Raw genomic sequence first — 21,878 nt, 5'->3', positions numbered from 1 at the left:
CCAATATTTTTAATAAGTGGTTTAATAAGGGTGCAAAAGATCAGTAAGACGAGTTAAAAAAATTTTTTTCACTTTAAAATACGTAATGAAACCATTGGTACGACTACATTTTAAGAGGGAGTCGCCGCCTACCGCTACAATCAATATAGAGAAAATGTTCGTGTTTAATCGGTAAAATGCTGTTTACAAAAATAATACAAAAAATTTTATGCATACAAAAAGCGAGTAGGTAAACATACCCTACTCGCTAAGTTACTTACTCTATAGTAAACAAAATGATGGAACATAGGGGACTTGAACCCCTGACCCCAACACTGCCAGTGTTGTGCTCTCCCAACTGAGCTAATGCCCCGTATAAATCATGTAATAATATTGTAAGGGAAAAAAGTAGGAAAGCAACCCCTTTTTGGGAGATTGCGGTTATAAATTGATGTCCTTAAATCTAGCTGGATAAACGAGTCTATTAAAATATCCCGTGATGGATAGGCTGATAGCATATCGCTCATCCAGTAAAAAGCTGCCAACTAATTTTTCGACAGAATGAACACTTCATTTATTTAAGAAAGAACCTTCTTTTCGAAACGATTGATATCCACGTCTGCTCCAATGATGATGAGCACATCATTCAGCTGCATCTTATCCTGTGCCTGTGGAGATACAATAATCTCTTTTCCCCTTTTTACCGCAACTATATTAATACCGTATCTAGCTCGAATATCCAAGTCCACTATAGAGAATCCAGCAATTTTTTCATTTACTTTAATCTCCATAATAGAATGCTCATCGGAAAGCTCCAAATAATCTAAGACATTGTTGGACAGAATGTTATGAGCGATTCGTATCCCCATGTCCCGCTCTGGATGAACTACTTGATCGGCTCCAATTTTACGTAACACTTTTTCGTGATAATCATTTTGAGCTTTTACTGTAATTTTCTTCACACCTATTTCTTTTAGCATAAGCGTTGTAAGAATACTAGATTGAATATCATCACCTATTGCAACAATAACATGCTCAAAGTTTCTAATCCCGAGCGATTTTAAGACTGCTTCGTCTGTCGTATCCGCAATCACTGCTTGGGTTGCTATGGAGGCAAATTCATCAACTCTTTCTTGTACCTTATCAATGGCCATAACATCGGCGCCCTGCTCCATTAACTCTTTGACGATACTTCCACCAAAACGACCTAAACCAATAACAACAAATTCCTTCTGCATAGCTGCGCCTCCTAGAACTAATTGCCATTAGTTTAACACAACAGTGGTTCTACTGCTATCTAGATTTCCATCATTTTTTAAACCCATGCTTATTATTAAAAATTAGATCTCTTTTATCAAGAGGACAAGTCGCTTTTCCAACATTTGCAGCCCTCTCTCGCCAGCCTGTCTGTGTCGCAGTCGACCTTTTTTATCAAACAAATAAAAATTTGGTACAAGCTTACACTGGTACATTTCAGATAGCACCAAATCATGATCTAGACAAATCGAGTCATAAATTCCTGCAGCAGAAGCTGTCGACTTCACCAAGCTTTTACTCGCATCTTCAGGAGACCTAGGCATATGAATAGCAATGACATTAAACTGATTTTCATACTTCTCTTTCCATTTATTTATTAATGGTGGAGCAACCTTACAGGCATCACAGCTAACAGACCAAAAATAGACAAGCAAAGGCTTTGTACCTAATAACTGTCCCTTTGTCCATGAGCCGTTTAACCATTTAGTCGTAATAGGAAACTCCGGTAACTCCTCTCTCAAATTCATCCATATCTCTCCTTTATCCGTCATCCATATTCAGTCTATGCAACTAAGAGACAGTTGCATCTAATAGTTGGAAAAATTTTTTTTTGTATTATCTTTAAAAAGTTGTTAAAGTAAACTTAAAGTTATGTTAAAATAAACTTTGTTTTATGGAAAAGCTCTTTATTTTACAAAAGAGAAGGAGCGTAATTACATGCAAATTGGTAGAAAAATTAAACAGTTAAGGCTGAAAAAAGGTCTAACACAGGAAGAACTAGGCGAGAGAACGGACTTAAGCAAGGGTTTCATATCCCAGCTGGAAAGAGATCTAAATTCTCCCTCCATTGAAACACTTTTTTCTATCCTAAATGTTTTAGGTTGTAAGCCTAAGGATTTCTTTGACGATGAACATAGTAGAACTAAGGTGGTTTTCCAAGAAGAGGAGCAGACTGTTTACATAGATGAAGAAAAAAAGTACAAGCTTCACTGGCTTATTTCTGAATCCAATGAAAACGATATGGAGCCAGTATTGATCACTTTTGATAAAGGCGGTCAGTTTAAAGAGTTTGAACCTTCCTTATCTCAAACTTTTATATATGTTTTACAAGGTCGCGTCGAGTTACAACTTGGCAAACAACACTACTTTGCTTCGGCTGGAGAGTCCCTCTATTTTGAAGCGGCAGATCATCATCTTTTGAAAAATGCATCAGATGATATCTCCAAGGTTATTTATGTCGTCACGAATTCTTATTTATGAAAATGGAGGGTTATTATGTCAGAGACACCTATTATTCGCTTTGAAAATGTTACTAAATTTTATGATGAGGACACAACAGTTCTTAAAGACATTAATTTTGAATTAGAGCGTGGAAAGTTTTATACATTGTTAGGCCCATCTGGTTGTGGGAAAACAACTATCCTTCGCTTAATAGCTGGTTTCATGCAGCCATCAAATGGCAGTATCTATCTTAACGGGAAGCTAATTAACAATGTGCCAGCTAACCAACGCCAAGTAAATACAGTGTTTCAGGACTACGCTTTGTTCCCTCACTTAAATGTATTTGAAAATGTAGCATTCGGGCTACGTATCAAAAAATTAGGGAAAAAAGAAATAGAGGACAGAGTATTAGAGGCGTTAAAATTCGTTAACCTAAACGGCTATGAAAATAGAGAAATAGCAGAGATGTCTGGAGGACAAAGACAACGTGTCGCTATTGCTAGAGCTATTGTCAATGACCCTGAAATTATACTACTAGATGAGCCCCTTTCAGCATTAGACTTAAAACTACGATCCGAGATGCAATACGAGCTTCGTGAGCTGCAACAACGTCTAGGTAAAACATTTATCTTCGTTACCCATGACCAAGAGGAAGCACTTGCAATGTCGGATGAAATCTTTGTCCTAAATGCTGGGAACATTGAACAAAGTGGTACGCCTATGGATATTTACGATGAACCGATTAATCGTTTTGTTGCAGACTTTATTGGGGAGTCTAATATCGTTGAAGGAACAATGGTAGCAGATTTCCGTGTTCGTATCGGTGGCAAGGAATTTGAATGTGTAGACCAAGGTCTAAACCCAAATGAAAAAGTCGATATTGTTATTCGTCCAGAGGATTTAGAAATCACAACGATTGATAAAGGAAAAATGAAAGTTAAAGTAGATACCCAATTGTTTAGAGGAGTTCACTATGAGCTTTCCACTTATGATGAAGAAGGAAATGAGTGGTTAGTACATTCAACTAAAAAGGCAGCCGTAGGTGAAATGATTGGCTTAAATTTTGATCCAGAGTCTGTTCATGTTATGCGTCTGAATGAAACAGAAGAAGAGTTTGATAAACGCCTAGAATCTTACGGAGAAGACGCTTATGGAAACTAAAAAAGCTAGGGCACTTTATCTAATACCCTACTATGCTTGGATTCTGTTATTTGTAATAGCTCCAATTGCATTAATCGCTTATTATTCCTTCTTCGATTTAAGCGGAAACTTTACTTTAGATAACTATCAAAATTTCTTTACGTCTGTTTATTTAAAACTAACACTTAGCTCTTTCTGGTATGCGTTCCTAATTACTTTGTTCTCATTATTAATCGCATATCCAACAGCTTATCTTTTGACTAAAACAAAGCATAAACAATTATGGTTACTTTTAATCATCATTCCATCATGGATAAACCTATTATTAAAAACATATGCCTTTATCGGTATTTTCGGCTTATACGGCCCAATTAATGCTTTCTTAAATGTATTCGGTATAGGAGAGCAACAAATACTATTTACTGATTTCAGTTTTATTTTCGTTTCGGTATATATTTTTATACCATTTATGATTCTTCCGATCTTTAACTCACTCGATAAGTTAAATCCTTCTCTTATTGATGCAAGTAAAGATTTGGGAGCTTCTGGTTGGACAACCTTTAGAAAGGTTATCTTCCCTTTAACAACAAATGGTGTAAAGGCTGGAGTTCAAGCAGTATTTATTCCCTCTTTATCCCTATTTATGATTACCCGCTTAATCGCTGGTAACAAAGTAATTACTTTAGGAACAGCTATTGAGCAACAATTCCTCGTAACTCAAAACTGGGGAATGGGTTCAACGATCGCTGTATTCTTAATCATCTTCATGGTAATCGTAATGATTATTACAGGGCAAAGAGATAAGGGGGCAACTTCCAATGGGAAACACAAGTAAGGCAGCAAAAATATATTTAGTCCTTATTTTCGTCATTCTTTATGCTCCTATTTTTTATTTGATATTCTATTCATTTAACAGCGGCGGTACGATGAATGAATTTGACTCCTTTACTTGGGAGCATTACGCAGCAGTATTTTCTGATACTCGCTTAATTATGATACTTATAAACACAGTTATAGTCGCATTACTATCTGCTTTAATTTCAACGGCTATTGGAGTTCTAGGTTCCTTAGGAATCGTTTATATTAGAAACAAATCATTAAGAAATTCGATTTTATCGTTAAATAACGTGTTAATCGTAAGTCCTGACGTTGTCATTGGTGCGTCATTTTTAATTCTTTTCACTATGGTGGGCGTTAAGCTAGGATTTGCCTCTGTGCTTATTTCTCATATTGCTTTTAGTATTCCTATTGTTGTTTTAATGGTACTTCCAAAGCTACAAGAGATGAACAGCTCATTAATCGATGCGGCAGCTGACTTAGGTGCAACTAGAAGAGACATTTTAAGAAGGGTTATCATCCCTTTCATCAAGCCAGGTATTTTCGCAGGTTTCTTTATGGCACTTACTTATTCTTTAGATGATTTTGCAGTCACCTTTTTTGTAACAGGAAATGGTTTTAGTACTCTATCTGTTGAAATATACTCCATGGCTCGAGCTGGAATTACTTTAACGATAAATGCACTTTCAGGTATTATTTTTATCGTAACATTGTTCTTAGTTGTAGGTTACTACTTCATTAGCCAACGAGGCGGTAAAAACCTGACAGGAATGGGGATACGTAAATGAAAGAGATTGTAAGAGCAGCTGTAGCCATTATAGTTGTATGTATCGTATTATTTATCACAAACGATTATTTAGGAAAAAGTGCAAATAATGCCGGTAGTGATACTGTTACTGTCTTTAACTGGGGAGAATACATTGATCCTGAGTTGATAAACCAGTTTGAAGAAGAAACCGGATATCGTGTGGTTTATGAAACCTTTGATTCAAACGAAGCCATGATGACAAAAATTGAACAAGGTGGGACTTCCTATGATATAGCTGTCCCTTCAGAGTATGCTATTGAAAAAATGAAGGAAAATGATTTACTCTTGCCAATCGATCCTTCCAAGTTACCGAATCTACAAAATGTGGATCCTTACTTTTTAGATTTACCTTTTGACCCTAAAAATGAGTTTTCTATCCCTTATTTTTGGGGAACAGTAGGAATTGTTTATAATCCTTCCCTATTGGAGGGACAAACATTTGAAAGCTGGGATAATTTATGGGATCCATCCTTAGAAGGCAAAGTATTGTTAGTAGATGGAGCACGTGAGGTTATTGGAATGGGATTAAATAGCCTAGGTTATTCCTTAAACTCTACTGATGAAAATGAGCTTCAAAGTGCTCTTGAAAAGCTTCAAGGCTTGACTCCTAATGTAAAGGCTATTATTGGCGATGAAGTAACGCAGCTGATGGTAAATGAGGAAGCAGCTGTAGCCCTTACTTGGTCTGGACAAGCTGCTGACATGATGTGGGAAAATGAAAAACTAGACTATTCTGTTCCTGAAGAAGGCTCTAATTTATGGTTTGATAATATGGTAATTCCAAAAACCTCCGCTAATGTCGATGGTGCTCATGCATTCATTAACTTCATGTTAGATGCAGAGGTTGCTGCCCAAAATGCAGATTATGTTGGTTATTCCACTCCTAATACTGCAGCGATGGAAATAATGGATGAAGAGGTTATCGCAGACGAGCGTTTCTATCCTACGGAGGAAGCTAGAGATAATTTAGAAGTATACAAAAATCTAGGTCTCGAAATGCTAGGCCATTACAATGAATTATTCTTGAAATTTAAAATGGGAGATAATTAATCACTTTTTCGAAAAAAAGGTGTCCGTAAGTTCATCTCTCCTAAAAAAATTATATAGAACAGTAACAAGTACGTGAATGATTGTCATTCACGTACTTGCTTTTTTTATATGCTACTAATTTTCTCTCAATGCATACATTTTTATCAAGCATGACTAGCTTAATAGCCATTTAAGTGCCTTTATAACGGAAAAGCTTATGATAGATCCCTCTTTTCAATTTATTACATTTCCTATGATTGGAGCGGCAGGTGGCGACTCCGGTGGGATGAGTGAGATAGATAAGACATCACAACCACGCGCGTTAGCGATGGGTGATGGCTTATCGCTCACCCCACGAAAAAGCGTCCGCCGAAAGCGGAAATCTGCCATCTATCTCTACAATTCTTATCATAATGTAAACATCAAAACTTTTCGGGGCACGAAAGTATGTATTAATGGGAAAATATGATATTATCGATAGATGAATAATAGTACGAGAGAAAGCAGGAGTCGTTATGACAGAGAAAAGAAATAAATTCGCATTATATATTCTGATGTTCAATATGTTTATTGTAATGTCAGGGATAGGAATTGTTATTCCAGTAATGCCTTCTTATTTAGAAACTTTTGGAGTTGCTGGGCAAGCCTTAGGTTTTATTATCGCATCCTATGCCTTAGGACAATTTATATTTTCCCCATTAGCGGGTGAACTATCTGACAAACATGGAAGAAAAAAAATGATCATTATTGGCTTGATCATTTTTGCTGTTTCACAATTATGGTTTGGGATAGCTACTCAAGAATGGATGCTCTATATTGCAAGATTTATGGGTGGAGTTGGAGGAGCATTTTTAGTACCTGCAACGATGGCCTTTGTCGCTGACATCACAAGTTATGAAGAACGTGGGAAAGGTATGGGGTTCATTGGAGCTTCCATGTCACTAGGCTTTATGATTGGGCCGGCTATTGGAGGATTTTTAGCAGGAGTTAGTTTATCCTTTCCATTTTATATGGCCGCGGTAGTTTCTTTTCTTTCCGCAATAGTATCCTTAATCATTTTGCCTGATATTAAAAATGTAATAACTGATTTAAATCCAGTTATAAAAAAACGTGAAAATATTCTTACTCAAATGAAAAGCTCGATTTATACACCTTACTTTATGATGTTATTTATCATTTTTGTATTTTCTTTTGGAATCGCTAACTTCCAGGCAACCTTTTCTTTATATGTAGATCACAAATACGAATATAGTCCGCAAAGAATAGCCGCTATTTTAACGGTAGGTGGATTTGTGGGAGTAGTTATTCAAACAGTTGTCATTGATCGCTTATTTAAACGTTTTGGTGAATTAAACGTTATTCTTGTCAACTTAGTTGTGGGAGCCGTCTCATTAGTTCTATTCTTTTTAGTAGATTCCTTTTGGCTTATCTTGTTTTTAGCAACAGTCTTCTCGATTGCTACTACATTGATTCGACCAGCTGTTAATACCATCGTTTCTAAGCTCGCTGGCAATGAGCAGGGGTTTGCTGCTGGTATGAATAATGCTTATATGAGCTTAGGTAATATGATTGGCCCAGCACTTGCTGGAATATTATTTGACGTAAATATTAACATACCGTTTTTAGTAGGTGCTGTAATTTTACTTTGCACTTGGGTCATTACACTTGTTTGGGTTAAAAAGAAGAAACCTGTCATTCTATGATAAAAGCGCAACAGAGGAAACAAGCCTCTGTTGCGCTTTTTCATTTTATCGTTTTTTCTTTTCTCTCACTAGCTTTTCCATATTACTGGACTTTGTTGTAGTGGAAGGGGTAATTGCTTTTTTAGGTTTCTTAAATGGTAAAATTAGCTGTTTAAATCCAAATCTCCTGATTGTTATATCGATAAAGAAAAGGATTATCGCAATTAATATTAATATCTGTCTAATAGGCTGTTTTTCGGAGCTAGTGACATCCATATCTCGAAACGCCTCTGCTGGTTCACTTAAAAGTTCTCCACCAGTTCTATTTGTTATAAGCTGTAGTTTTTGGACATCTGGCTGTTGGACCTTATATTCTTCACTATAAGGAATTGATATTCCAGCTTGATAGACAGCGTCCTGTTCATTGGAAACTCGGAAAAATACAAGTCCTGGCTCGCTCTCAACCGTGACACGTGATTTTCCAGGCGCCAATGGCTCTGAATTTACTTCTAGTTCCTCCCCTTTTTCATTGACCGCTGCCACTTCTATAAAGGATGATTTTCCAGATGGATCTGTTACCGTATAGCTTCCATCACTTGCTTTTTGAATCGTATATGGCACTTCACTATAGGATGGGAGCATTCTAGAGACTGCTGTGTTCCAAAAATCTCCCCAATTATTCCAACGAGCAAAATCTCCACTCCAGGCACCAGTAGAATCAGAAGTAAAGGCAAGTGTTCTTCCCAACCCATACATCCATTCAGCTAAAACTGGATCTTCCTTCTCACTTTGTGCAATAACATTTGCAGTTTGTTTTGCAGTGGTTGCAATATATGCATTCATCTGTGGAACTCCTTCCACAAACAAACTAGACCAGGTCGGGTCTCCATAAATAGTAGGGTAAAACGGATTATCCTCTATATAGGTTCTGGAGATGATCGCCGTTTCAGTAGACATAATCGCTGGAATGGTAGATTCATCCTGTACTTCATAAAAAGTTCCACCTCCCATTTCTGCAAGGCTTTCTAATAAAGCACGGTCTGCATCCTGACCAACCGCTACAGTGGAAACAGTTATATTGTTCTCTTTTCCATCTTCTATTAAAGTTTGATAGTCATTAGACGAGCTTGACTGGCCATCTGTCAGTAAGATGATATGCTTTCGTTGTAGCTTCAATGGTTGTAACTGCTCGTATGCTTGCGCAAGGCTTGAATATATTTCAGTTCCTCCCCCTGCGCCTACAGAAAGGATCTTTTCAACCGCGTCTTCTCTGTCTGTGAGTGGCTCTGTTTCAATGATCTGCCATGGTTTATCATCAAAGGCTATGAAGCCTAAATGATCATCATCTCTTAGCATTTCAACCGAACGAGCAGCGGCCTCCTTTGCATACTCCATTTTAGAGCCAGCCATACTTCCTGACCTATCCATCACTATAATAAGTCCTAATGAAGGTAATTGTTGCTTCCCTTTCACTTCCATCTCAACGGGTAATAACTTTTCTATAGGTGTTTTAAAATATCCCCCTAGTCCAAAGCTATTTTGTCCGCCAACCATCATAAATCCAGTACCAAAATTTTTGACTGCCTGTTCGATGACGTTCATTTTTTGCTCTCCAACAAGATGCCCTGGAACATTGTCGAAAATAATTGCATCATAGGCTAGATAATTTGATAAATCATATGGCAAGGAACTAGCAGAGATAACATCTGTAGTAATTGCCTCTTGGTCAATTACTTGAGTAATATTAGTTGTAGCATCCTCATTAGTGACAATCAGCAGTCTTGGAGAGCTCTCTACATTCGTAACACTCGTAAGCTTATTGTTCTCGATTAAAGCATCCCCTTGAACGATCACCTGTACGTCATATTTCAACAGACCTTCACCCTTAGACGTGTTACGGAATGTAAAACTATTGGAGCCCTGTTCCAAGGATACTTGTTCTCTAGATAATAATTCATCGTTTTGATAAAGTAATAGCTCTGCATTAGTTGCCTTAGTAGCCTCTAATTCCACATTTAGCTGCTGTTGTTCTCCTTCAAAGGCTACAGGTGGTGTCTCAAATGTAGTAATAGCTACATCCTCTGATGATATTCTCTCAAGCTCCACCACATCAACAGTTACATTACTACCTGTCATTTTCATGAGTTCGTCTGCCACCGAGCCACTAGTTTCAATTCCATCGGTAAAGAGAACAATTCGTGTAGCTTTGTTGGGATCAATTATTCCAGTAGATAATTGCAACGCTTTAGCTATATCTGTATTACCAGGTAAATCCATTGGGCTGAATACTGGAAGCTTTATATCCTCATTCGTTAATGCTATCTCTGACTGAAAATTCTCAGCGAAAGAATAAACTCCAACTAGATGTTTGTCTGTTTGAGCATCTAAGCTTTTTTCAATCCACTCAGAAACCTGTTGTTCCGTACCTTGAACGGAAGCAGAACGATCAATAAGGAAAACTACCTGTTCCTCTTTGATCGGCATTAATAGATACGGATTCGTAAGACCAAGTATTAAACAAAAAATAGCAAGCAGGCGGATAAAGAAAACTACAAGACCTTCCTTCTTCCAGTGCTTTCTGTCTTTATTCCATATCCATATAAAATAAATAAGAATAGGTAGTGATATTAATAGCAATAGTGGTTGATCAACTCGTAAATCCACGACGTCTTTGCACCTCCCACTCGATAACAAACAACAAGAGCAATAAAACAATTAGAAATGGAACTAGCGAAAATTGTTCATGATTCTCGGATTGCTTATCTGTTTTCTGAGCCCCAATGGAATAAGAAGCTCCTTTGGAAATTTCTTTTTCTTTTTGTGATAATGCTACCGTAAAGTATTTTTCTTTTTCACCTGAACGTATAACATACACACCGGGCTCTCTTGGTGCCATAAAGGCTCCTCCATTTTCAATAGAATATAAATAGGAATCCTCCATCGTATATATTTCCCATTCGTTCGTCGTACTGCCTAACGATTGAGGTTTTCTTTCATTTGGAGTAAATGTTCCTAAATATAGATTACTATTGGATAGCTGTTCTTTTACGCTCCACATAAATAATGGGAAGGAAGGACTTAATGGCCAATCAGTCATTTGTATATCGGAAAGCACGACTACATCGCCTTTGGTTGATACCTGTATAAAGGGCTTATTATCGACCGTTGCAATTGTAGAATAGCCTTCTACTCCTGGGTATACACTGCTCACATAAATATCCGATAAATCAGCAAAAGAAAATAACGGGTGCTCCACAGTTTGAACATTACCGTTCACTTCGATTGGCGTCACATCATTTCTTCCAATAAATAAGGCTGGTCTTTCCATTTGATCTATCAAACCAAACTGATTGGTAGCGAGTATACCTTCTTCTTTTACTAAGCTTACCTGCTCCGATGGTATACTGCTCATTTCAATCCCTAGTGATTGAAATGCCGTACGAACCAATGTATGTAGCGAGCTATCTATGTAAATCTTAGAAAGCTGGTCTTGCATAAATACAACCATTTCATTATCTAGGAGATAATCATCAGAAACATCAATAGTAGCTTTAAGAAAGCTTGCCTCCTCCAACTCATTAAAAGAAAGAGTCACCGTTTCTCTAGGTGGCAAAATAACCGCCTCTTTTATAATATCCTTCTCTCCATTTGATACGGTTAAAGAAGCATTTTGTTCTTCGTTCGTTTGATTGTCAATTTGGACCAATGCTGAAGTTCCGTTTTTCATCTTTGTAGCCCCAAAACGTTTAATGGATATATTATCCACTTCCGCTGGCTGTCCAATAACATTCCAGCTGACATTTTCATAGTGTAGGGGTAGTGTCTGTTGATCAAGCTTGTCCGTGAATACATAAACCGAAGTATCTTTCGTTTGAAAAAAAGATTGAGCAAAATCTAGTGTTTTGGAAAAGGCCTCATCCTCATATGTCACTTCTAATTTATTTATTTCATTTTTTATATGATTTATATTTGTTTCTTGTTTTAATACAGCAGTTGGTTCATTTCCTGTAGTAATAAGGGTGAACGGCTTACCAGATAACTGCTCAATCATATCAAGCATTTCTTGTTTATGAAGGTCAAATAAATTCGTATTATTAATATTTACTTCGATACTAGCGGATGTATCTACGACATAGATAACCTGCTCTCCTGCAAGTGCTTCTTTTTTCCAATAAGGCTGAATCAGTGCAAGAACAAGTAAAATCATCGCTAACATCTGAAGATAAAATAAGGCATTTTTTTGAAGGTGCTGTAAATAAGGAGAGGCCCTCGTTTCTTTCATTACTTCCTCCCAAAAAAGCGTAGATGAAACGGATTGCTTCTTATATTTTTTTCGGAAGAAATAATAAAGGAGAACAACTACTGGAAATATTGCTGTCCATAAATATGGTAATTGACTAAAACCCAAATGTACTCACCTCACTGCACCCAATTTGCTCTTAGTAGTTGATGAAATAGGACATGAGAAATGCCCTCATCTGCATTGACCTGTATTAGTTTGATACCGAATTTACTACATAACTTTTCTAAAGCAAGTTGATGCAGCTTTCTTTCCTCATTGTAAGAATCTATTACTCTGGAAGACATAGATATATTTAATTGTTGAGCGGTTTCTACATCCTCCAACTGCATATCACCAGAAAAAGAAGGGGTTAACTCCTCATTCGTAACAATTTGTAACAGTCGTATATCACCCGCAAAGCGAGGTAGTTTTTGTATAAGAGTTCTTAAATGCTCTATGTCCTCCAAGCAATCCGTAATAAGGAATAATACAGTACTGTCTTTCGGCAGAAAGGAGATTGCATTTTTAGCAAAGGAGTCTACCATAGACGGCGGATTCAAATCGGTTATTACTTGTGCAAACGCTTTACGGTAGGTTGCCCCTTTTCTTCTGAAAGGAGGAACTTTTTCATTTGAAACCATGGAAAAGGTAAGTCGATCATCTCTTTGAAGTACAAGGATACCTAGGGAAGCTGCTAATTGCCTAGCAAAATTCCATTTTACTTTTTCTCCCATCGATTTTGAGGAGTCAAGTAGAATATGTACTCTCATTTCCTGTTCATCTAAAAAACGTTTGATAAAATACTTATCTGTTCTAGCATAAACATTCCAGTCAATTTGACGAACATCATCTCCAGGCGTGTATTCCCTGAAATCTGAGAAGTCTAGAGAAGCACCGAATCTTTGGGAGCGATGAGACCCTTTATGCTGTCCACGTAGTTTAGATTTGGTTGCTATAGACAATCGACTTAGCTTTCCAGTCCAATCTTTTGGGATCAAGTAATCCTTACTCATACACTTTGTCCTTGCTTCACTGTTTGTAAAATAATTTCAATTAAGTCATCCGTACTTTTACCTTCTGCTTCCCCCTCATAGTTAAGCAACAAACGATGTCTTAGTACAGGCTTTACTACGGTTTTAATATCAGCTATCGAAACGTGATAACGTCCTGAAACCAAGGCTCTTGCTTTTGCTAGTTTAATAAGGCTTTGCAAACCACGAGGGCCGCTCCCATATTGAACATATTGCTGAACTTCTGGGACGACAGAAGATTCCGGGTGAGTAGCTGCAATAAGATCAACTGCATACTCTAACATGTCATCCGCAATCAATACTTCCTTAACCATTTGTTGAGCAATAATCAGATCTTCTGCATTCATTACTTTGTTCAAACGAATATCTTGGCTTCCCGTAGTTCTCTTTGTAATTTCTATTAACTCATCTTTAGTTGGATAGGAAACAATTATCTTACATAAAAATCGATCCATTTGTGCTTCTGGCAATGGATAAGTCCCTTCCATTTCAATTGGATTCTGTGTTGCTAATACAAAAAATGGTCGATCCATCTTCTTGGTGTCTCCGAGGACCGTAACAGTCTTCTCTCCCATCGCCTCTAAGAGGGCACTTTGAGTTTTAGGAGTTGCACGATTTATTTCATCTGCTAAAACCATCTGACTGAATATAGGTCCTTTTTGAAAACTAAATTGTTGTTTTCCGCTCTCTAATCGTTCGATCATACTAGTCCCCGTAATATCAGATGGCATGAGGTCAGGGGTGAACTGAATACGTGAAAAGGAAAGGTCAAGTACTTCAGAAACTGTACGGATAAGCATAGTCTTCCCAAGTCCTGGCAATCCCTCTAAAAGTGCATGACCATCTGCTAAAACACAATAAATAGAAAATTCTACTGCCTCTTTTTGTCCAACAATAAATTGACCTATTTCCTGGCGAACTGTTTCTAAACGTTTACTCATATTGATATAGTCTTCAGTTGTTAACTCCATAGTTTCCTCCATTAATCGTTATTTTCTACGGATGAGAAATAATCCTGAACAATCCTCTGTAAATCAGAAGGGAGCTGCATTCTTTCCGAACTCTTTAAATAGGAGTCCGTGTATTCATTGATGACTTCCTCGTATGATTTAACCGTACCTCTAGTTGTTGGTGCTTCTGCTGGCTCTTCACTAGAAGAGTCACCCTCGCCAAGGCTTCCACTGTCTACACTCGTATCTCCAGTACCACCTATTCTAGATGGAATAGAAAGGAGGTCCCTTCCTCCAGAACCCTTACCAGCGCCTTGTCCTCCTGAACCTTGGCCTTGGCCTTGACCTTGCCCCTGCCCTTGGCCTTGGCCTTGACCCTGACCTTGACCCTGTCCTTGGCCTTGACCCTGTCCTTGGCCTTGACCCTGTCCTTGGCCTTGACCTTGACCTTGCCCCTGGCCTTGACCTTGCCCCTGGCCTTGTTGTCCTTGACCTTGACCCTGGCCTTGTTGGCCTTGACCTTGCTGTCCTTGACCTTGTTGGCCTTGACCTTGCTGTCCTTGGCCTTGCTGGTTATTGTTACTGTTATTATTTGAATTTGTATTACCTTGTGCTATATTGTTCGAGGAAAATGGAAGCTTTTTCCCCATTTTACTTAGAGTAGAGTGAGCAGATGCTGAACTTTTTGCCAATGCGCTATTAGACTCCTTTAAGGAAGCAAGCTCTTTTAACTCCGCTTCGTTTAAAGAGGCTCCCTCTGATCCATCTGAGTTAGCCATATTTTTCTTTTCTTCTAGTTTTTGTTCCTTAAGAGCAAGCTCCTTTTGTTTTTTTATAAGTTCTCTCAATGCTTCTTCAGCAAGTTCTGTATCCTTCAATGATTCCCTTAATTCCTCTAAATCCTTTTTTACTGCTTTAGATAAATCTTTTTTCTCTAGTTTCTCTACTTCCTTCTTTATATCACTTATTATTTGTTTTTCTTGTTCAATATCTTTTGCTTCTAATTGAGTAGTCGCGGGAAACGTGTATAACAAAAGAATCGCCGCACATGACATTACTAACCCGACCATCCATTTTACTTCAAAATAATTCTTTTTTCTTTTTTTAAATGCCTCAAAAGCTACTCCCCCACTAGTTTCAGCTTTGCGCAAAATACCTTGAGCGAGGGGGCTTTTATTATGCATAAATGAAACGGCAGTCATTAGAACATTATCAGGGAAATAAGCATCCAACTGTCGAAGAGCTATTTCCTCCTTTGGTCTTTTCCAAAATGCCCATCCTAAAAAAATGGCAAAAACAAGAGATGCTAAAGACCAGGCATAAATTGTGTAATATGGTAAGACAAACAAGCGAGATATTAGGAAAATGATAGCAACAGAAAGAAATCCGTAAAATAGAGCTCCTTGAAGCATTCTAAAATAGTGTTCAATTGCTAGGCTATATTTAGCTTTTTTAATCCACTGGATTAATCTGTTATTGTTCTCCATTTATAGTACTCCTCACTTAGATTTCTTCATATTTACACGTAATTTTCTTACAGCTATAAAAATTGCTAGTACGGTTAGTAATACATAAAAAATTGCATATCCTGCCCATATTGGAAAGTTTATATTAGTTGTTTGACCGATAAAGCTTTCAGAACTGGACATTGTTAAATTTAACATTAGGACAACTGGATTGATCGTTGCAAAAAAATGAGCTATTGGCTGAGGAGAAGTTGCTAGTGCTCCCGTAGCCATACTGTTCATACCAGTAAGGACTAGATAAATAAATCCAGTTACCCCTGCAAAAAAAATCATCGTCCCATAGGTAGCAATCATAGAGACAATTGTTTTCCTAATAATAGTGGAATACATAATGCCTATACTGCCAATTGCCATCATAGTTATGAAGAAAAATAAAAAGATTAAGCCAAGCTGTCCAGGTGAAACTCCACCAAATAGGAATACGAAGCTATAGACAGGCAAGCCTGCGACTAAAAGTAACAATAAAAAAGCAATAGATGAAGAAAGCTTTCCTATAATAATTTGAAAAGAGGTTTGAGATGTTGTTAACAATATATTCAAGGTTTGCTTCTCACGCTCCGAGCTAATAGCTCCAGCTGTAAGACCTGGTGTGATGAAAAGAATAAGACCGAGCTGAATATAGGTAAGCATCACAAACATAAAGAAACTTTCTTCTGGTCTAAAATACCCTGTGCCTGTAAATGAGGTCGTTAATAGGATAAAACCAAATACAAAAATTGACATAGCAATGAGATAAAATAATATACCTGTAAAGCTTTTCAGAGAGCGAAAGCGTAGTTTAATCTCTTTTATAAGCACCGGATTATTTAAAGCTTGCTTCAACTTACTTCGCCCCCTTCGTAATTTCCATAAATACATCTTCTAAATCTGTTTCTGTTTCAGCAAAAGATATGATTTTCAAGCTTTGTTCTACTGCCTTTTTAAGTAAATTAATCTGGTCTTCTTCTGATCCTCTATAGCTAAACGTAATAGCATTTTTCTCTGGGTGGCTCTCTACCTTAGATGCAAAAGGGTCCTCCTCAAAGAAAGTTGCTGCATTTTCAAGCAATCCTTTTACTTTGACAGTAATATGTCTTTCACCAGCAAGCTGAGCTTGTATTTCTTGTACCGAGCCATGAGCAATTAGCCTACCACCGTCAATGACTCCAATCTCATCACACATTTCAGCGAGCTCGGGTAATATATGAGAAGAAATTAAAATGGTTTTTCCCATTTCCTTCAACTGTCTTAATATATCTCTCATTTCGATACGTGCACGTGGATCTAGGCCAGATGCTGGTTCGTCTAATATCAATACCTTTGGATCATGGATCAATGCCCTAGCTAGGCATAAACGCTGTTTCATCCCTCGAGAAAGAAGATCTACATATGCATAACGCTTATGTGTTAAGTTCACTAATTCAAGTAGCTGAGGTATTAAAACCGCTCTTTCAGCCTCTGGAATACCATAGGAAGCACCATAAAAATCCAAATATTCATTCGCTTTTAGTTGATCGTAAACTCCGAAAAAATCGGGCATATAGCCAATCTGTTTTCTAACCTCGTGAGGGTCTGTCTTAACACTTTTACCATTAACAAAAGCTTCCCCCGAAGTTGGTTGTAATAGAGTAGCAAGAATAGAAAAGGTTGTAGATTTGCCTGCACCATTTGCTCCTACAAATCCAAAAACAGTGCCCTCGTGTAAAGTTAAATTTAAATCATTCAAAGCGTAAAAAGAGCCATATTTTTTAGTTAATCCCTTAATCTCAATCATTACTTAACCTCCCCTTTCATGCGAACCTCTGGAAGTCGTGTATAAGAATTTCCATCAATAGAGTCCTTCGTCAATTTATATATAATTACTCCATCTTTGTTAATATAATTGGAAATATTTTCTTTTATAGTAAATCTGCTTTCATCTACTGGCTCATATGTTTCTGATTTATTATTCCATAGCTCGATTGTTTGCGAGTTTCGATCCGTATTAGCTATTTGTAATTGGGTATAAGTTACGTCTTCTACTGCTATAGTTTCTGGTAGCTTCCATGACGTAATGTATTCTCCGTCATCTAAATACCACTCGAAGTTACTATTTTCCATTGGTTCCATGTATTTACCCATAGCATCTGCTTCCAGATTAACCGTAAAGCTCGTGGAAGGAAGAGTAAAATCACCTGATATAATAGTTTCTGCCTCAAATGGTTGTATCAACAAATGAAGTGCAGACATTTCTACCTTTTTATCTTTCAGCTCAATTGGTAGTACATTATCCTCCACGAATGCAGTAATAGCAGGTTTGGCTGCTTGTTGTTCCATAGTTTTACTCGTCGAATACAGAGACTTTTTACGTTGTGTTATTAAATCGTCTTGATTCGCAGCATTCTGGCCCCAGCTACCACCATTATTAATATAAGGATTAGAAGTTGGACTTAGCATAATCGATCCTATGTCCTTATTGACTTCCATTTGTCCCCCAGGCTCTAAGTCTCCTAGCTTTATTAATTTGGAACCAGACCAGATAGAAACGTCTTTAAGTGCAAATGGGAAGCTATTGGTTATAGTACCTGATAGTTTACTTGCCTCAACTCGAAGATTCGAATCTATTTTACCTACCTCAGGAATATATGTTTCTCCGTAAAAAGAAGAAACAGACCAATATCCAAGATCTCGGAATGTTAGCTCTGAGTTTGAAGCACTCTTCTCAAGTATTACGTTTTCATGAATGTTAACGGTTTCGCCTGTAAAGGAGTTGTACGCTCTATTTGCAACCATAGACGTACTATTTGGAGACGTAAAAGCAAACTCTCCCCCTTTGTTACTTAATATCGATTCTGCATAATACCCACTAAGACTGCTATCTTCATTCACATATAAAAACGAGGATTGTTGAACTTGTGGCTTGGCAATGCGATCCTTTGCACCGTAACCGAATATGGCAGCGGAAGTTATAATAGCAAGTAACGGAATAATGCCCCACGCATATTCTCTTTTATCTTTTCTCTTCAATATGAGGTAAAGTAAAGGACCTACTAAAAGCATATAAATGATTACAATTCCTATCATTAAAGGAGTCGATACTTTGAAAGAAGCAAAAAGAGAATTGGTGTTACCAATATCGTGAACTAATTGATCCTTTAGGTTATTTCCATACATATAATTATTAGATTGCGTTTTTATTGGATTCAGTATCTTTTTCATTAACTCTGGATACGCTTCGTCTTTTGCGAGAGGGGTATCACCTAAAGAAAAGGTTGTTTGTATAATTGCCCCTTTTCCTAACTTTTTTTGGCCAGCCAGTAATGTTCCCTCTAAATTAATTAAGGGCTGTGAACCTTCAGTTAAAGTAGCCTCATATACAGTTAAATCATTTGATAATACCTTTTCTCCAGTTATAGAGCTTACTGTTTGGGGTGAGAGACTTTTGGTGGTCGATTGCAATTGGAAAGGTAAGTATTCTGCTAATAATCCAAGTTCTGCGGAAGTATTATCGGATGCCCCAGCAATAATATTTCCCCCTGAACTAACATAATCAACTAGTGCCTGTTGCTGACTATTAGAAAGGTCTGCCAACACATACTCATCTATAAATATGTAATCTGCCATCTGCCAAGCTATACCTTCCGTCGGATAAGTGAAGTCACTTAACTGACTTAAATGGACTACTTGACTATTCGATTGTTTAAAACCATTTAAAAAAGTTAAACGGTCGGCACTATTAGTCATAGTCAAATAAAAAGTCGTGGATGGGTCCATAAAGTTTACTTTTAAATTCTTGGAGCCTTTATAGTCAATCGATTTCCCCTTTTCCCAGCCCCCTTCATAAAAGTGTACAAGCTTTGTATTGGAGTTGGAGTATAAATAGTCGTCACTTAATCCCGAAGCGGCAATTTGAACTGTCTTTGTTTCTTTAGCACCAATTTCAAATGGAATTGCCTGTCCATTGCCTAAATTATAAGATTCGAACATATCAAGCACGATATCCCCCGAAAAAGCATCACCTGAATTTTCTACAGTGATCGTTATTGGAAGTCCCTCTCCGTACTTTGCCTTACCGTCAAAACCTAGAGTAGTCTTGACCTTTAAGCTTGGAGCTGCTGAGGCATCTAAAGGCTGAATACAAAAAATGATAAAAAGTGCTGCGATTGCCAAAGCAAACTTGCGTATCTGCATATTATTTCCCTCCTATTATTTATATCTTTTAGTACGTTTCTCACCCAAAAAAGTTCCTTTAGTGGAATTTCTTCGCATGCTCATTCACAATTTTTACAAATGCCTCAACTTGTGGAAGTTCAAATGAGCTGTCATACCCGATTAACCAAGTATCCCTTGTAAGTTCAAACTCTTCTTCATTATTAGTTAACGGGATCTTATTTACATCCTCATGGCCTGTCAGTGTAATGGAAGGTAAAATAGCATATCCAATACCGTTTAAAGCCATTTGCTTGCACGTTTCAATTTGATCTACAATTATTTGACGCTTCGGGTTTACAGAAAAGTGTTTCTGCCACCACTGCTGAATTTCTTGATAATAGTTCGAATCACTTTTAAATTGGATAAAAGGCTTTTCTGTTGTTAGCACATCATCTATGCTGGTCATTTCTTTGTCTACTAAATACAGAGTATCTCTAAATAAGTGCATTTTGCTCCCTTTCCAATCCGTTTGGCCTCGAACAATGCCTATTTGAGCTTCTCCATCATAAATGGCTTTCACAATTTCTGAACTCCAACCGGTTAACAAAGAAACCTTAGCCTCTGGATACGTTTGGACAAAATCCTTTAACACCTTTGGGAGCCAATTTTGACCTACTATAGAGGCACACGCAATTTTTAATGTTCCATGCACCTTAGAGCTTAAAGATTGTAAAGTCTCAAAAAGTTCTTCTCTTTGCTGGAGTATACTGTTAGCAAATTCAATAACAAGTTCTCCCTCAGGAGTAGCTGTTAGACCCTTTTGAGATCTTAAGAATAACTTTGTTTGCCATTCCTTTTCAATGGTTTGCAGACGTAAGGATAAAGCTGGTTGAGAAAGAAAAAGTCGCTCTGCAGCCTTACGCATATTTTGTTCTTCAGCTAATGTTTTGATAATAAGATAATCTGAATTCATTTATTGACCCTCTTTCTTTAAGTTTGGTTACTATTTCAATCGGTTCATGTTCCACAGGAGAATTTACAAGCATGTATCTATACTTACTGCAGGACTTATCTCTCTCATTCATCTCGTCATAATTATTCCATTTTACTCCTTACAATTGAGATTACTTTATCGGTATAGTACTTAGTCATCTTAATTGTATACTTTATTTCTTTTATTAAGTAATCTAATTTAATTCTAAAGTCATAACAATCGAACGGAAAGAGAAATATGGAATTTTTTTCAACCAAACACGAGTATTTTATTCTTTTTTATCGTAGCTACAGGGTGCGACTTAAGAAATTTAAATGAAATCTAAATACCTCCAATTATTTTGCCCACAAAATAAGACACTTACTGTTCAACCCAACCAGTAAGTGTCTTATTATTATGCTTAGCTATTTATATTAGATCATTCTTGAGGTTCCTGGGATTGGTATAAATACTTTTTCATCTGCTTTAAAATAACTCTTCTCGTTAAAATACCGATAAAAGTACCCTCATCATCTACAACACATACATATGGGTTATTGACTAAGAGATCTAAGCCTTTTTGAAATTTTTCATTCACGTGAATAGAAGCAATATCCTTTTTCATAATTTGATCAACCTTTAAATCAGGTAATCGTTCATATTCAATATGTTCAAGTCCAAGTATTTCATCTGTAATTTGTTGAGTACTAACAAGTCCTTGCAGACGATACTTTACGTCTAGGACTGGGATTGAAGAATAACCCGTCTTTGTTAACACAAGCAATGCATGTTCTGCATTATTTCCTAATTGCACATGAGCAACCTTATCTGCTGAAATAATGTAATCCTTAATAGGAATTTGCAAAAAGTCCTTACTACTTACAAATATCATTGAATCCTACTCCTTTGTCTGTTTTCCTAATTGGAAAACACAACCTATAAAACTATGATAGCATATGAAAGGAATAAAAAACTATGAAATCGCTTACAACATCTCATTATTTTTAAATTCAAATGAGGACATCGCTATTCAAACATCTCTAAAGATGTTTC

The 21,878-nt window shown here is 37.1% G+C and carries 18 protein-coding genes and 1 tRNA gene; 6 read left to right on the top strand and 13 right to left on the bottom strand.

Annotated elements, in window-relative coordinates; genetic code table 11:
- Positions 1-279: 279 nt before the first annotated feature.
- The 3 genes from M3627_RS13360 to M3627_RS13350 all read right to left on the bottom strand — a co-directional run bounded on the left by M3627_RS13360 (position 280) and on the right by M3627_RS13350 (position 1,763).
- Positions 280-352 (bottom strand) — tRNA-Ala (locus tag M3627_RS13360).
- Positions 353-557: 205 nt separating this feature from the next.
- On the bottom strand, positions 558-1,217 hold the full coding sequence (locus M3627_RS13355; RefSeq protein WP_169358918.1) for a potassium channel family protein: 660 nt from the start codon (positions 1,215-1,217) through the stop codon (positions 558-560).
- Between the two features lie 102 nt (positions 1,218-1,319).
- The gene (locus M3627_RS13350) at positions 1,320-1,763 is read right to left on the bottom strand and encodes a TlpA family protein disulfide reductase (RefSeq protein WP_169358917.1); all 444 of its coding nucleotides are present in this window, start codon (positions 1,761-1,763) and stop codon (positions 1,320-1,322) included.
- 190 nt (positions 1,764-1,953) lie between these two features.
- Here M3627_RS13350 and M3627_RS13345 point away from each other — a divergent pair, with 190 nt between their 5' ends.
- The 6 genes from M3627_RS13345 to M3627_RS13320 all read left to right on the top strand — a co-directional run bounded on the left by M3627_RS13345 (position 1,954) and on the right by M3627_RS13320 (position 7,974).
- Entirely contained in the window at positions 1,954-2,496 is a 543-nt protein-coding gene (locus M3627_RS13345; RefSeq protein WP_169358916.1) for a helix-turn-helix domain-containing protein, read from the top strand.
- 15 nt (positions 2,497-2,511) lie between these two features.
- The gene (locus M3627_RS13340) at positions 2,512-3,618 is read left to right on the top strand and encodes an ABC transporter ATP-binding protein (protein WP_251556077.1); all 1,107 of its coding nucleotides are present in this window, start codon (positions 2,512-2,514) and stop codon (positions 3,616-3,618) included.
- The gene (locus M3627_RS13335) at positions 3,608-4,432 is read left to right on the top strand and encodes an ABC transporter permease (protein ID WP_169358914.1); all 825 of its coding nucleotides are present in this window, start codon (positions 3,608-3,610) and stop codon (positions 4,430-4,432) included. Before M3627_RS13340 ends, M3627_RS13335 begins: the two co-directional genes overlap by 11 nt.
- Positions 4,416-5,222: an ABC transporter permease gene (locus tag M3627_RS13330; protein WP_169358913.1), complete on the top strand. Its 807-nt coding sequence runs from the start codon at positions 4,416-4,418 to the stop codon at positions 5,220-5,222. Before M3627_RS13335 ends, M3627_RS13330 begins: the two co-directional genes overlap by 17 nt.
- On the top strand, positions 5,219-6,292 hold the full coding sequence (locus M3627_RS13325) for an ABC transporter substrate-binding protein (protein ID WP_251556076.1): 1,074 nt from the start codon (positions 5,219-5,221) through the stop codon (positions 6,290-6,292). Before M3627_RS13330 ends, M3627_RS13325 begins: the two co-directional genes overlap by 4 nt.
- A gap of 494 nt (positions 6,293-6,786) precedes the next feature.
- Positions 6,787-7,974 carry an MFS transporter gene (locus M3627_RS13320; protein WP_251556075.1) on the top strand — a complete coding sequence of 396 codons (1,188 nt, stop codon included), beginning with the start codon at positions 6,787-6,789 and terminating at the stop codon, positions 7,972-7,974.
- Positions 7,975-8,019: 45 nt separating this feature from the next.
- Here M3627_RS13320 and M3627_RS13315 read toward each other — a convergent pair whose 3' ends face one another.
- The 10 genes from M3627_RS13315 to cbpB all read right to left on the bottom strand — a co-directional run bounded on the left by M3627_RS13315 (position 8,020) and on the right by cbpB (position 21,717).
- Positions 8,020-10,617 carry a VWA domain-containing protein gene (locus tag M3627_RS13315; protein ID WP_251556074.1) on the bottom strand — a complete coding sequence of 866 codons (2,598 nt, stop codon included), beginning with the start codon at positions 10,615-10,617 and terminating at the stop codon, positions 8,020-8,022.
- Positions 10,601-12,361 (bottom strand): vWA domain-containing protein, encoded by a 1,761-nt coding sequence (locus tag M3627_RS13310; protein WP_251556073.1) that lies wholly within the window; start codon positions 12,359-12,361, stop codon positions 10,601-10,603. Before M3627_RS13310 ends, M3627_RS13315 begins: the two co-directional genes overlap by 17 nt.
- An 11-nt stretch (positions 12,362-12,372) precedes the next feature.
- Complete coding sequence (locus M3627_RS13305) at positions 12,373-13,248, bottom strand: DUF58 domain-containing protein (protein WP_169358908.1); 876 nt, start codon at positions 13,246-13,248, stop codon at positions 12,373-12,375.
- Positions 13,245-14,237 carry an AAA family ATPase gene (locus tag M3627_RS13300; protein WP_169358907.1) on the bottom strand — a complete coding sequence of 331 codons (993 nt, stop codon included), beginning with the start codon at positions 14,235-14,237 and terminating at the stop codon, positions 13,245-13,247. The genes M3627_RS13305 and M3627_RS13300 overlap by 4 nt, the downstream gene beginning before the upstream one ends.
- Positions 14,238-14,248: 11 nt before the next feature.
- The gene (locus tag M3627_RS13295) at positions 14,249-15,703 is read right to left on the bottom strand and encodes a PCRF domain-containing protein (protein ID WP_251556072.1); all 1,455 of its coding nucleotides are present in this window, start codon (positions 15,701-15,703) and stop codon (positions 14,249-14,251) included.
- A 12-nt stretch (positions 15,704-15,715) separates the two neighbouring features.
- A complete protein-coding gene (locus M3627_RS13290) occupies positions 15,716-16,564 on the bottom strand; it encodes an ABC transporter permease (protein ID WP_240949629.1) in 849 nt (282 codons plus the stop codon).
- Between the two features lies 1 nt (position 16,565).
- The gene (locus tag M3627_RS13285; RefSeq protein WP_251556071.1) at positions 16,566-17,495 is read right to left on the bottom strand and encodes an ABC transporter ATP-binding protein; all 930 of its coding nucleotides are present in this window, start codon (positions 17,493-17,495) and stop codon (positions 16,566-16,568) included.
- Positions 17,495-19,891 (bottom strand): hypothetical protein, encoded by a 2,397-nt coding sequence (locus M3627_RS13280; protein WP_169358903.1) that lies wholly within the window; start codon positions 19,889-19,891, stop codon positions 17,495-17,497. Before M3627_RS13280 ends, M3627_RS13285 begins: the two co-directional genes overlap by 1 nt.
- Before the next feature lie 58 nt (positions 19,892-19,949).
- Positions 19,950-20,825, bottom strand: coding sequence for a transcriptional regulator CcpC (locus tag M3627_RS13275; RefSeq protein WP_169358902.1), 876 nt, complete (start codon positions 20,823-20,825; stop codon positions 19,950-19,952).
- A 439-nt stretch (positions 20,826-21,264) separates the two neighbouring features.
- Positions 21,265-21,717 carry a cyclic-di-AMP-binding protein CbpB gene (gene cbpB, locus M3627_RS13270; RefSeq protein ID WP_169358901.1) on the bottom strand — a complete coding sequence of 151 codons (453 nt, stop codon included), beginning with the start codon at positions 21,715-21,717 and terminating at the stop codon, positions 21,265-21,267.
- Between the last annotated feature and the right edge of the window lie 161 nt (positions 21,718-21,878).

Source organism: Psychrobacillus sp. MER TA 171, from assembly GCF_023713305.1.
Lineage (GTDB): Bacteria > Bacillota > Bacilli > Bacillales_A > Planococcaceae > Psychrobacillus.
The sequence above is the reverse complement of the archived record's forward strand: the minus strand, read 5'-3'. Positions and strand labels throughout refer to the sequence as shown.